8 protein-coding genes are annotated in these 12,028 nt (G+C 60.2%); 6 read left to right on the top strand and 2 right to left on the bottom strand.

The features are described 5' to 3' along the window. Positions 1 to 2 precede the first annotated feature (2 nt). The gene (locus GOW60_RS08610) at positions 3 to 1,127 is read right to left on the bottom strand and encodes a beta-ketoacyl-ACP synthase III (protein WP_171228983.1); all 1,125 of its coding nucleotides are present in this window, start codon (positions 1,125 to 1,127) and stop codon (positions 3 to 5) included. A gap of 159 nt (positions 1,128 to 1,286) precedes the next feature. On the opposite strand from GOW60_RS08610, the gene GOW60_RS08605 reads away from it, so the two are divergent. Genes GOW60_RS08605 through GOW60_RS08595 form a run of 3 tightly spaced genes read left to right on the top strand, consistent with a single transcriptional unit; the run spans position 1,287 to position 5,840 of the window. After that, a complete protein-coding gene (locus GOW60_RS08605; protein WP_152458966.1) occupies positions 1,287 to 1,754 on the top strand; it encodes a MarR family winged helix-turn-helix transcriptional regulator in 468 nt (155 codons plus the stop codon). After that, positions 1,751 to 2,788, top strand: a complete 1,038-nt coding sequence (locus GOW60_RS08600) for an efflux RND transporter periplasmic adaptor subunit (protein ID WP_171168889.1) — start codon at positions 1,751 to 1,753, stop codon at positions 2,786 to 2,788. Before GOW60_RS08605 ends, GOW60_RS08600 begins: the two co-directional genes overlap by 4 nt. Positions 2,789 to 2,798: 10 nt before the next feature. Further along, positions 2,799 to 5,840: an efflux RND transporter permease subunit gene (locus tag GOW60_RS08595; protein WP_171228982.1), complete on the top strand. Its 3,042-nt coding sequence runs from the start codon at positions 2,799 to 2,801 to the stop codon at positions 5,838 to 5,840. 225 nt (positions 5,841 to 6,065) lie between these two features. Here GOW60_RS08595 and carB read toward each other — a convergent pair whose 3' ends face one another. Then, a complete protein-coding gene (carB, locus tag GOW60_RS08590; protein WP_171228981.1) occupies positions 6,066 to 9,410 on the bottom strand; it encodes a carbamoyl-phosphate synthase large subunit in 3,345 nt (1,114 codons plus the stop codon). 177 nt (positions 9,411 to 9,587) lie between these two features. Between carB and GOW60_RS08585 the strand changes: the two genes are divergently transcribed. Genes GOW60_RS08585 through GOW60_RS08575 form a run of 3 tightly spaced genes read left to right on the top strand, consistent with a single transcriptional unit; the run spans position 9,588 to position 11,985 of the window. Continuing rightward, positions 9,588 to 10,715: an aminodeoxychorismate synthase component I gene (locus GOW60_RS08585; RefSeq protein WP_171229209.1), complete on the top strand. Its 1,128-nt coding sequence runs from the start codon at positions 9,588 to 9,590 to the stop codon at positions 10,713 to 10,715. Continuing rightward, entirely contained in the window at positions 10,670 to 11,317 is a 648-nt protein-coding gene (locus GOW60_RS08580) for an aminotransferase class IV family protein (protein ID WP_152458961.1), read from the top strand. The genes GOW60_RS08585 and GOW60_RS08580 overlap by 46 nt, the downstream gene beginning before the upstream one ends. A 14-nt stretch (positions 11,318 to 11,331) precedes the next feature. Next, positions 11,332 to 11,985: a CPBP family intramembrane glutamic endopeptidase gene (locus GOW60_RS08575; RefSeq protein WP_254443865.1), complete on the top strand. Its 654-nt coding sequence runs from the start codon at positions 11,332 to 11,334 to the stop codon at positions 11,983 to 11,985. Positions 11,986 to 12,028 lie beyond the last annotated feature (43 nt).

The raw sequence follows: 12,028 nt of genomic DNA, 5'->3' as shown, positions 1-12,028 counted from the left end.
CGTCAGGCGTGGCGCTTCACGATCACCGAACCGACGGAATACCCGGCGCCGAAGGAACAGATCAGGCCCAGATCACCCTCCTGCAAGTCGTCGGAATACTTGGAAAACGCGATGATCGACCCCGCAGATGACGTGTTGGCATAATCCTGAAGGATGTTGGGTTGCTCGCCCGGCTCGGGTTCGCGGCCCAGAACCTTCTTGCCGATGAAGTCGTTCATCGTCTTGTTGGCCTGATGCAGCCACAGGCGTTTCAGATCAGAGTTTCCGACCCCTTCGGCCTCCATGTGGTCGCTGATATGCTTGCTGACCATCGGCAGTACTTCCTTGAATACTTTCCGACCGTTCTGCATGAACTGCATGTCACGCCGGTCGGTCAGCCCGTCAGGGCGCGAGCGGCGCAGAAAGCCGTTGTTGTTGCGGATATTGTTGGAAAACGCAGTGGCGCAGCGCGTCGACAGGATTTCGAAATGCGGCCCTTGTGCGTCTTCGATCCGTTCGACCAGCGTTGCCGTCGCCACATCGCCGAAGATGAAATGGCAATCGCGGTCGCGCCACTCCAAATGGCCCGAGCAGATTTCGGGGTTCACCACCAACGCCGCCCGCACCGATCCCGACCGCACCATATCCGCCGCGGCCTGAATGCCGAACGTGGCTGACGAACAGGCGACGTTCATGTCAAAGCCGAACCCGTTGATCCCCAGTTCCTGCTGAATTTCGATCGCAATCGCCGGATAGGCGCGCTCGTGGTTCGAAGCCGCGCAGATTACCAGATCAACATCCGCCGCCGTGCGCCCCGCCTGTGCCAGCGCCTTGTTGCAGGCATCCACCGCCATTTCGGTCATGATGCCGGGTTCATCATCGCTGCGCTGCCGCAGCAGTGGATGCATCACGTCCGGGTCCAGCACGCCGCTCTTGTCCATCACGTAGCGGTTTTCGATCCCCGATGCCTTGACGATGAACTCTTCCGATGAATGCTGCATCGGCTCCATCTGTCCGGCGGCGATGGCTTCGGCATTCTTGGCGTTCTGTTTGTCGGCATAAGCGTTGAATGCCTCGACAAGCTCGGCATTGGTGATGACGTTCTGAGGCGTGAAGACACCGGTACCGGTGATGGCGGGGGTATACATGGCGGGCCCTGAATGTTTCGGATTTGCCCAAAATGCAGTCACGGTGTGATTTGATCAAGGTATGTTGACCCAAGGGAATGCGCGCAAAGCCGCAACTTCATATCTTGAATAGTTCAGAAACTGAAGTATATGACCCCTCCAAACGCGCGGAGATCCCCGATGCCCGACGATATCAGCACCAGACTTGGCCGCCTCAGCCCCGAGATTCAGGCGATCATGGGGGTGTATGCCCTGTACTGGAAACTGGAAGAGACATTCGACAGCATCGAAACCGACCTGAGCCACCCCGAATGCCATATGCTGATCAAGCTGGATCAGCCGAAACGCATGGGGGTTCTGGCTGCGGATATGCTGAGCGTACCGTCCACAATCACCGCCACCGCGGATTCGCTGGAAAAAGCCGGCTATCTCACGCGCGAGCGGGACCCCGAAGACCGCCGGGCCTGGTTGCTGGTGCTGACCGAGCGTGGCGAAGAAGCCCGCAACATGCTGGTGGCCGAGGCCGGAGACCTGTTTCACAGGGCCTCGGGCCTGAACGACGAAGAAACAGCCGAATTCGCGCGACTGGCGCGCAAAATCCGTGACAACGTTTTGAAAACGGGAATTCCCGAGGGACTGAAGAAATGAAACTCCTGACCTCTCTGGGCCTTGCTCTGGCCGTTCTGGCAACTCCGATTGCCGCTCAAGATACTCCGAAACCGGTCAAGCTGATGCAGGTGCACGAAACGACGCCCGGCTTCACCCGCCAGTTCTTCGGTCGTGTTGCCGCGCGACAGACGGTCGATCTTGCCTTTCAGGTCGCCGGTCAGATCGTCGAAATGCCGGTCAACGAAGGGTTTGTCATCCCCAAAGGCGGCCTGATTGCACGACTGGATCAGGAGCCGTTCGAACTGCGGCTCGAACGGGCGCAGCTGCAAAAGGAACAGGCCGACCGCACCGTCGCACGCCTGTCGCGTTTGCGGGGCACTACGGCCAGCCAGGTGGCGGTCGATGACGCAGAGACCGAAGCGCAACTGGCCGCGATCGCACTGCGCGATGCCGAATACGAACTGGAACACGCGACTTTGACCGCACCATTTGACGCGCTGGTCTCCAGCCGCGCGGTCGAGGCTTTTACCACCGTATCGGCCGGCACGCCGATCGTCCGCATCCACGACATGTCCGAACTACGCATCGAGGTGGATGTGCCCGAGATCCTGTTTCAACGCTCGGGCCAGAACGACGACATCACCATCACCGCCAAATTCCCCGTAAGCGATGAAGTCTTCCCGCTGGAAATCCGTGAATTCGACGCTGAAACTTCCAGCGTCGGGCAGACCTTCCGCATTCAGTTCGGCCTGACCCCGCCCGAGGGGCTGCAAATTCTTCCCGGCTCGTCCGTTACCGTCAACGTAAAGGTCCAGGACGAGCGCACAGGCATCATCGTGCCGGCGACGGCCGTCATCGCGGATGCAACAGGTGAGCTGAGCGTCATGGTGTTCTCTCCGGCTGGCGCGGATGAAGGCACGGTCCGCCGCGTTCCGGTGACAATCGAACCCACGCAGTCGGGCGATGTTCGGGTGTTGAAGGGCTTGTCCGACGGTGACGAAGTTGTTGTGGCTGGCGGTGCTGTGCTGACAGACGGCCAGCCCGTGCGCCGGTTCACCGGCTTCGCGAACTGAGGGCAGACAGATGAACATCGCGCGCGCCTCGATTGATCGACCGCTTTACACATGGCTGATCATCCTCATTGCCCTCTTCGGTGGCATCTGGGGATTCACGTCGCTTGGTCGTTTGGAAGACCCGGCTTTCACCATCAAGAACGCGGTCATCGCCACGCAATATCCCGGTGCCACGGCGGAACAGGTGGCGCTTGAAGTGTCCGAACCCCTTGAATCCGCGATCCAGCAGATGGGCGAGGTGGATGTCATCACCTCGGTCAACCAACCCGGACAATCGCTGATCGAAGTAGAGATCAAGTCGACCTACGACGGCACCGAACTGCCCGATATCTGGACCCGCCTGCGGGCCAAGGTGCGCGATGCCGCCCGCGGGCTTCCGTCGGGTGTCAGCCAACCCTACGTGAATGACGGGTTCGGTGATGTGTTCGGGCTGTTTTATGCGGTGACTGCCGAAGGGTTTTCTGACGCCGAAAAGCATGAACTGGCAACGTTTCTGCGTCGCGAACTGCTGACCGTGGACGGCGTCGCCGATGTCGAGGTTCAGGGCTTGCCGGACGAGGCGATTTTTGTAGAGCCCGACCTGGCGATCTCGGTGAACCAGAACGTCCCGCTCCAAGCGATCAACGAAGCCATCGCCAATGCGGATTCGGTGAATTCCTCGGGGTCTTTGCGGTCTGAAGATGCCCGCACCACCATTCTGACGGCCGAGGGTTCGGACAGTGTCTCGGCCATTGCGGGCCTGTCTGTCGGCTCGCAAGGGCAGGTGATAAACCTGTTCGACATGTCCGATGTCTATCGCGCCCGTCAGAACGATCCGGACATCATGATCCGCTACAACGGAACCGAAGCCTTTACCCTCGGCATCGCCGGTCTGGCGACGGAAAACATCGTCGAGGTCGGCAAGCGGGCTGACGCCAAATTTGCCGAGCTGGATGCGAATATCCCCTTCGGTGTCGATATTCTGCCGATCTACCAGCAACATGTGGTGGTCGAGCAGGCCTCGAACGACTTTCTGGTGAATCTGGCCATGTCAGTGGCCATCGTGGTCGCCGTACTGGGAATCTTCATGGGCTGGCGCGCGGCCATCGTCGTCGGTTCGACCCTGTTGCTGACCGTAGTCGGCACGCTTCTGTTCATGTCGCTGTTTTCGATCGAGATGGAGCGAATTTCACTCGGGGCCCTGATTATTGCCATGGGGATGTTGGTGGACAACGCCATCGTGGTTGCCGAAGGGATGCAGATCGCGATGTTGCGCGGCAAGTCCTCGCGCGATGCCGCTGAAGATGTGGCATCGAAAACCCAGATCCCGCTGCTGGGGGCCACCGTAATCGGTATCATGGCCTTTGCAGGCATCGGTCTTAGCCCCGACGCAACGGGCGAGTTTCTGTTTTCCCTGTTTGCGGTGATCGGCATTTCGCTGCTGCTCAGCTGGATACTTGCCATCACGGTCACGCCTTTGCTTGGGCACTATTTCTTCAAGCAGGGCAAGGAGGGTGAGATCGACGCCTACGGGGGCATCCTGTTCCGCACATATGGCGCGATCCTGCGGTTTGCGCTCCGTTTCCGGTGGCTGGTTGTTGCGGGTCTCATCGGCGTAACCGTTGCGTGCTATGCCGGGTTCGGGTTGATGAAACAACAATTCTTCCCCAACTCGAACACGCCTTTGTTCTTTGTGCATTACAAGCTGCCTCAGGGCACGCCGATTGCCCGCACGGCACAGGACATGGCGGTTTTCGAAGATTGGCTGACCCAACGCGAAGACGTGGTTTCGGTCACGACATTCGTCGGTCAGGGGGCAACCCGGTTCATGCTGACCTATTCGGCAGAGAAACCGAACCCGAGCTATGGTCACATGATCATCCGCACGGAAAGTCTGGATGACATCCCGGCCTTGCAAGCGGATCTGGAAGCGTTCGGGTCGGTCCAGTTCCCCGAAGGCGAGTTCGGAACCAAGCGCCTGGTGTTTGGCCCCGGCGGCGGCGATCCGATTCAGGCCCGGTTCTCGGGCAGTGATCCGGTGGTTCTGCGTCAACTTGCGGACGAGGCCGTGCAGCGCATGGCGGCGGCGTCGCCCAACGCGCTGCTCGTTCATCATGACTGGCGCGAACAGGAACTGGCGGTGCAGCCGATCTATGCCACGGAACGGGCCCAGACCGCGGGTGTTACGCGCGAAGACATTGCGGCCACGCTGCAATTTTCGACCGATGGTATCACGGGCGGTGTGCTGCGGGAACGTGACCGCCTGATCCCCATCATTCTGCGTCGTCCGGCGGACGGAGATTATTCCATCGTCGATCAGGTGGTGTATTCGGACCAATCCGGGAAATTTGTACCAATCGAACAGATGGTCGATGGATTCGAGTACAAATCCCTCAATACGCTGGTTCATCGCCGCGATCGTGTACTGACCATCACTGTCGGCGCGGACATCCCGCCCGACCTGACGGCGGCTCAGGTACACGCCGAAGTGCGCGACGCCATCGAGGCCATCGAACTGCCACCGGGCTACAAGATGGAGTGGGGCGGTGAATTCGAAAACTCGCGCGACGCGCAGGAAAGCCTGGGCAAACAATTGCCGCTGAGCCTGCTGATCATGGTTCTGATCTCGGTCCTGCTGTTCAACGCGATCCGTCAGCCGATCATCATCTGGCTGCTGGTTCCGATGTCGGTCAACGGCGTGGTCATCGGCCTGTTGGGAACTGGGTTGCCCTTTACCTTTACAGCCCTTCTGGGGCTGCTCAGCCTGTCGGGCATGCTGATCAAGAACGGCATCGTGCTGGTGGAAGAGATCGACCTGGTTCGCGCCACGGGCAAGCCCCTGCGCGAATCCATCGTCGAAGCCTCGGTCTCGCGTTTGCGCCCGGTGATGCTGGCTGCGATCACGACCATTCTGGGCATGGCGCCGCTGCTGACCGATGCGTTCTTCGTCTCGATGGCGGTGACGATCATGGGCGGGCTGGCTTTTGCGACCGTCCTGACAATGGTCGCCGCGCCGGTTTTCTATCTGCTCTTTTTTGCGCGGGATGAAAAACGCGAGGCGCAGGCAGCCTGAGCACGGGCCTCATTTGGGTCCAGCTGAATAGCTGGGCCCAATCAGGTTAGATCAAAGGAACAAACGGCACGTCACAGGCAGCCAGTGCAGTGAAGATTACGAGAACCAGAAATGAGCGCATTGTTTCATTCTCCTTATGCCTGAACGAAATGCGCGCCCGTTGAGTTCAGGTCAACGGGCGCGCATCTTTTCGTTCATTGATGAGCCAATTGTGGCTCAGGCCGGTTAGCCCTGTAACGACTTCACCTCGACATCCCCTTCGGCCTGCGCCTTGATGGCCAGAGCGGCAGCATGGCTTGCGGCGGCAGTGGTGTAATACGGGATCTTGTCATAAAGCGCGATGGACCGGATGGCCTTGCTGTCCTCGACCGCCTGCGCGCCTTCGGTGGTGTTCATCAGCAGTTGAACCTGACCGTCTTTCAGCATGTCGACCACGTCCGGGCGGCCTTCATAGACCTTGTTGACCACGTCGCATGGAACACCCTGTTCCGCCAGCCAGCTTTGCGTGCCGCGGGTGGCGACCAGCGTGAAGCCTTGTTCGACCAGAACTTGTGCGGCCTCGAGCATCGCCGCGCCCTTGTCGGCATCCTTGATCGAAATGAAGGCCCGGCCCGAGGTCGGCAGCACCATGCCTGCGCCCATCTGCGCCTTGAGGAAGGCGCGCGGGAAATCGCGGTCCCAGCCCATGACCTCGCCGGTCGAGCGCATTTCCGGACCCAGGATGGTGTCGACGCCCGGAAAACGGGCGAAGGGCAGGACCGCCTCTTTCACCGAGAACCATGGCATGTCCGGGTCGGCCAGCGTCATCTGATCTGCGATCTTGGTGTCGTCCACGGTCTTGTAGGGCGGACGCTGCGGGAAGCTCGCCAGCTTTTCGCCTGCCATGACACGCGCGGCGATGGACGCAATCGCACTGTCGGTGGCCTTTGCCACGAACGGCACGGTGCGCGAGGCGCGCGGGTTGACCTCGATGAGATAGATCTCGTCATCCTTGATCGCGAACTGAACATTCATCAGGCCGACAACGTTCAGCGCCTTGGCCAGTTTGAACGCCTGATCCTTGATCTGCGCGATGATCTCTTTCGACAGCGAATAGGGCGGCAGCGAACAGGCGCTATCGCCCGAGTGCACGCCGGCCTCTTCGATATGCTGCATGATGCCTGCCACATGCACATCGGTGCCGTCGCACAGCGCGTCCACGTCCAGCTCGACCGCGCCAGCCAGATAGCTGTCCAGCAGAACGGGGCTGTCGCCCGAGACCACCACGGCCTCGTTTATGTAGCGTTTCAGCTGGTCCATGTCGCGCACGATCTCCATCGCGCGGCCGCCCAGAACGTAGGATGGGCGGATCACCAGCGGAAAGCCGATTTCCTCGGCGATTTCCAACGCCTGCGCGTCGGTCGAGGCGATGCCGTTCTTGGGCTGTTTCAGCCCCAGCTCGTTGACCAGCGCCTGAAAACGCTCGCGGTCTTCGGCCAGGTCGATCGCGTCGGGCGTGGTGCCCAGGATCGGGATGCCCTCGGCCTCGAGCGCGTTGGCCAGTTTCAGCGGTGTCTGTCCACCGAACTGAACAATGACGCCATGCAGCGTGCCGTTTTCCTGTTCCTTCGTCAGGATTTCCATGACGTGTTCAAAGGTCAGCGGCTCGAAATACAAGCGATCCGAAGTGTCATAATCGGTCGAAACCGTCTCGGGGTTGCAGTTGATCATGATGGTTTCATAGCCCGCTTCGGTCAGCGCGAAGCAGGCGTGGCAGCAGCAATAGTCGAACTCGATGCCCTGACCGATGCGGTTTGGGCCGCCGCCAAGAATGACGACCTTCTTCCTGTCGCTCGGGCGCGCTTCGCATTCGACCTCGCCCATCATCGGAGCTTCGTAGGTTGAGTACATGTAAGGCGTCTGCGCCTCGAACTCGGCCGCGCAGGTGTCGATGCGTTTGAACACCGCTGACACGCCCAGATTGCGGCGCGCGCGGCGGACGTTGTCTTCGTCACGGCCCGTCAGCTTGCCCAGACGCGCATCGGTGAATCCCAGCATTTTCAGCTTGCGGATACCGTCCTCGGTGACCGGCAGGCCGTCCTTGCGGAGTTGACGCTCGGCCTCGACGATCTCGCGGATACGGGCCAGGAACCAAGGGTCGAACTTGGTGACGCCGAAAATCTCGTCATCGCTCAGGCCATGGCGCATCGCTTGCGCAATGGTGCGCAGGCGGTCAGGTGTCTGCTGGCTGATCGCCTTGATCACGGCGGCTTTGTCGTCGGCCTCGTCCCAGAGGCCCACGTTCAGTCCGGGGATTTCGACCTCATCAAAGCCGGTCAGGCCCGATTCCATCGAGGCCAGTGCCTTTTGCATCGATTCGTGGATCGTACGGCCAATCGACATCGCCTCGCCCACCGACTTCATCGCGGTGGTCAGATAGGGTTCGGAACCGGGGAATTTCTCGAAGGCGAATTTCGGAATTTTTGTCACGACATAGTCGATGGTCGGCTCGAACGAGGCCGGGGTGACCTTGGTGATGTCGTTGTCCAGTTCGTCAAGCGTGTAACCCACGGCCAGCTTTGCCGCGATCTTCGCGATCGGGAAACCGGTGGCCTTCGACGCCAGCGCCGACGAGCGCGACACGCGCGGGTTCATCTCGATTACGACCATGCGGCCATCGACCGGGTTGATCGCCCATTGCACGTTTGAGCCGCCGGTTTCGACACCGATTTCACGCAGCACTGCAATCGAGTGATTGCGCATGATCTGGTATTCTTTGTCGGTTAGCGTGAGGGCAGGGGCCACGGTGATCGAGTCACCCGTATGCACGCCCATCGGATCGACGTTTTCGATGGAACACACGATTATGGCGTTGTCGGCAGTGTCGCGCACCACCTCCATTTCGTATTCTTTCCAGCCCAGTAGGCTTTCGTCGATCAAGATTTGACCCACGGGCGAGGCATCCATACCCGAGCGGCAAATATGGATGTAATCCTCGCGGTTATACGCCACGCCGCCACCGGTGCCGCCCAGTGTAAAGGCCGGGCGGATGATGGCAGGAAGCCCCACGGTTTCAAGGGTTTCAAGGGCCAGCGCCACACCGGCGTCCAGGTCTTTCTTGCCGCTCTCGTCCTTGGGGGCGGTAACGATCTCGGCCTTGGGGTTTTCGATGCCCAGCCGGTCCATCGCCTCGCGGAACAGGGCGCGGTCTTCGGCCATTTCGATGGCCTCGCGCTTGGCGCCGATCATCTCGACGCCGAATTTCTCCAGCACGCCCATTTCTTCCAGTGCCAGCGAGGTGTTCAGGCCGGTCTGTCCGCCCATGGTGGGCAACAGGGCGTCGGGGCGTTCTTTTTCGATGATCTTGGCGACCACTTCGGGTGTGATCGGCTCGATATAGGTGGCGTCGGCCAGACCGGGGTCCGTCATGATCGTCGCCGGGTTCGAGTTCACCAGAATGACCCGGTAACCTTCCTCGCGCAGGGCCTTGCAGGCCTGAGCACCGGAGTAGTCGAATTCACAGGCCTGACCGATAACAATGGGACCCGCCCCAATGATCATGATCGACTGGATGTCGGTTCTTCTCGGCATGGCCTTGTTCCTTCGATTGTCCGCGAGTCAGGGCACCGCCCCAGCGCCCAAATTGTCCTGCGTTATAGGGACCGCGCAAAAAGGTGCAAGAGGTATCGGAAACAGGGGCGAAATTGCCGCTTTCCCCTCTTTCACTTGGCAGAGTATTCTCTATATGGCCCCTCACGGCAAATGAGGATGCAAGTGCGTATTCGTTTCGATCAGGGACCGGCCGGGCGAGGAACCCGGTTTCAGCGTCCGTCTCAGGTGATCCGCGCGGATGTGGCGGAGGACGTGCCCCAGGCTCTGGCGGCATTGGACGAGGCGCGCGCAGCTGGTGCCTGGCTGGCAGGGTATGCCAGTTACGAGCTGGGCTATGCGCTTGAACCCCGGCTCAATGGGCTTTTGCCGGAAGAACGACGCCTGCCTTTGTTGTGCTTTGGGGTCTATGATGCACCAGATCGGGTCGCCCTTCCGTCGCCTGCGGGTGAAGTGGGCGCATTCCGGCCGCGATGGGATGAAAAGCGATACGGCAAGGCCTTCAGGGCCGTGCATGACGCCATCGGTGCCGGCGACATCTATCAGGCCAACCTGACCTTTCCGATTGATCTGACCGTCTCGGGCAACAGCGAAACGCTCTATGCCGCGCTGGCGGGGGGGCAACCGGTGGGCCACGGAGCACTGGTGCAGCAGGATGGGCTGCCTGATCTGCTCAGCCGCTCGCCGGAGTTGTTTTTCCGCACGGATGAGGGTGGGCGGATCGAAACCCGGCCGATGAAGGGCACGCAACCGCGCAGTGAAGACCCGGATGAGGATGCGCGCCGCCGGGCTTTTCTGCGCGCGGACGAAAAGAATCAGGCCGAGAACCTGATGATTGTTGATTTGCTGCGCAACGACATCAGCCGCGTCGCGCTGCCCGGATCCGTTCATGTGCCCGACCTGTTCCGGGTGGAAACCTATGCCACCGTACATCAGATGGTCTCGCTGGTGCGGGCGCAGCTGCACAAATGCGTGGGGTTGGGTGAAATACTGACAGCACTGTTTCCCTGCGGGTCGATCACCGGAGCCCCCAAGATCCGCGCGATGGAAATTCTGGCGGAACTGGAGCCATGGGCGCGCGACATCTATTGCGGGACGATTGGCTGGGCCGCGCCTGATGGTCGGTCCGAGTTCAACGTGGCCATCCGCACCTTGATGCTTGAGGATGATCAGGCCACTCTGAACGTAGGCGGCGGTGTCGTTTGGGACAGTACCGCCCCGTCAGAGTATGAGGAGGCGTTATGGAAAGCCCGCTTCGCCCGCCAGCTGAACCTGATTTCAGCCTGATTGAAACACTGGCCTTCCGCCCGGATCAGGGCTTTGTCAGGCTGGACCGCCATCTTGCGCGAATGGCCCGTACTGCGCGGGTGTTCGAGATTCCTTTCAACCCCGATGAAGCGACCACCAGACTGAAAAGCGCTGCTTGTGACACCACGCTGCGTTGCCGCCTTACGCTGGATGTGTCGGGCTCGTTCGATCTGTCGACCGGCGAACTGGTGGACAATCCCAGAACCTGGCGCGTCGCTCTGTCGGATCAGCGTCTGGCTTCGAATGACCTGTGGTTGCGTCACAAGACCACGCGCCGTGCGCTCTATGATTCCGCGCGCGCAACGCTGCCCGAGGGATTGGACGAACTGTTGTTTCTGAATGAACTGGATGAGCTTTGTGAAGGCACCATCACGAACCTGTTTCTGGAAATGCCTGATGGCCGGGTTCTGACGCCCGCTTTGTCCTGTGGGCTCTTGCCGGGGATACTGCGCGAAGAACTGCTGGAAAACAAAGCGGTCACCGAAGCCGTGCTGACCTTGACCGACCTGAAAAATGCGCAAACTGTGCGGATCGGAAATTCACTGCGCGGACTGATCGAGGTGGAGCTGATAGACGGGTGACAAAAAACAGCATGATGATCGGACCGCCGGTTGCATTGCGACGGCTGCGGCTGGAATTTGGCCTGTTCTATATTGGCTTGCCGCTGCTGATCGCTGTTCTTTTCCCTCCGAACTGGATGTTTCCGGCGCTGTTTGCGCTGACCGGGCTTGGTATCGTGCTGCTACACCGGACGCCCGGGTTTCAATGGGCCGAGCTTCGTTACGACTGGGCCAACTGGACCCTGCGCGAGGTGGCTTTGTTCTCTGCCATCGTGGCTGCCTTTTGTGTTGGTCTGATTCAGATCACGCGCCCGGAGGCCGCGTTCTTCCTGCTTGTGCACCGCCCCGAAATGCTGGCCTTCATCTGGGTCGGCTACCCACTTTTGTCAGCGCTGCCGCAAGAGCTGCTGTTCCGCCCTCTATTCTTTCGCCGCTATCACGCGATTCTGCCGGATGGACGTGCGGCCTATCTGCTGAACGCGGCCATATTCTCGTTCGCGCACCTGATGTACTGGAGCTGGATCGTCGCGCTGATGACATTCGCCGGCGGCCTGCTGTTCACATGGGCCTACCGACAGCGTGGGTCATTCTTCTATGCGGTGTTGCTGCACGCGATTGCGGGCAATATCATTTTTGCGGTGGGGCTGGGCGTATATTTCTACTCGGGCAATGTGCAAAGGCCGTTTTGAAGGGGCAACCCGCCTTGACTTTCCGGGGCTGACAGGGTGTATC

The sequence above is a fragment of the Ruegeria sp. HKCCA4008 genome, assembly GCF_013033125.1.
GTDB lineage: Bacteria > Pseudomonadota > Alphaproteobacteria > Rhodobacterales > Rhodobacteraceae > Ruegeria.
The sequence above is the reverse complement of the archived record's forward strand: the minus strand, read 5'-3'. Positions and strand labels throughout refer to the sequence as shown.

Excerpts from the sequence above, each read along its gene's own strand:
- GOW60_RS08605 (WP_152458966.1), top strand. The coding sequence starts at position 1,287 with ATGCCCGACGATATCAGCACCAGACTTGGCCGCCTCAGCCCCGAGATT.
- GOW60_RS08600 (WP_171168889.1), top strand. The coding sequence starts at position 1,751 with ATGAAACTCCTGACCTCTCTGGGCCTTGCTCTGGCCGTTCTGGCAACT.
- carB (WP_171228981.1), bottom strand. The coding sequence starts at position 9,410 with ATGCCGAGAAGAACCGACATCCAGTCGATCATGATCATTGGGGCGGGT.
- GOW60_RS08610 (WP_171228983.1), bottom strand. The coding sequence starts at position 1,127 with ATGTATACCCCCGCCATCACCGGTACCGGTGTCTTCACGCCTCAGAAC.
- GOW60_RS08585 (WP_171229209.1), top strand. The coding sequence starts at position 9,588 with ATGCAAGTGCGTATTCGTTTCGATCAGGGACCGGCCGGGCGAGGAACC.
- GOW60_RS08595 (WP_171228982.1), top strand. The coding sequence starts at position 2,799 with ATGAACATCGCGCGCGCCTCGATTGATCGACCGCTTTACACATGGCTG.
- GOW60_RS08580 (WP_152458961.1), top strand. The coding sequence starts at position 10,670 with ATGGAAAGCCCGCTTCGCCCGCCAGCTGAACCTGATTTCAGCCTGATT.
- GOW60_RS08575 (WP_254443865.1), top strand. The coding sequence starts at position 11,332 with ATGATCGGACCGCCGGTTGCATTGCGACGGCTGCGGCTGGAATTTGGC.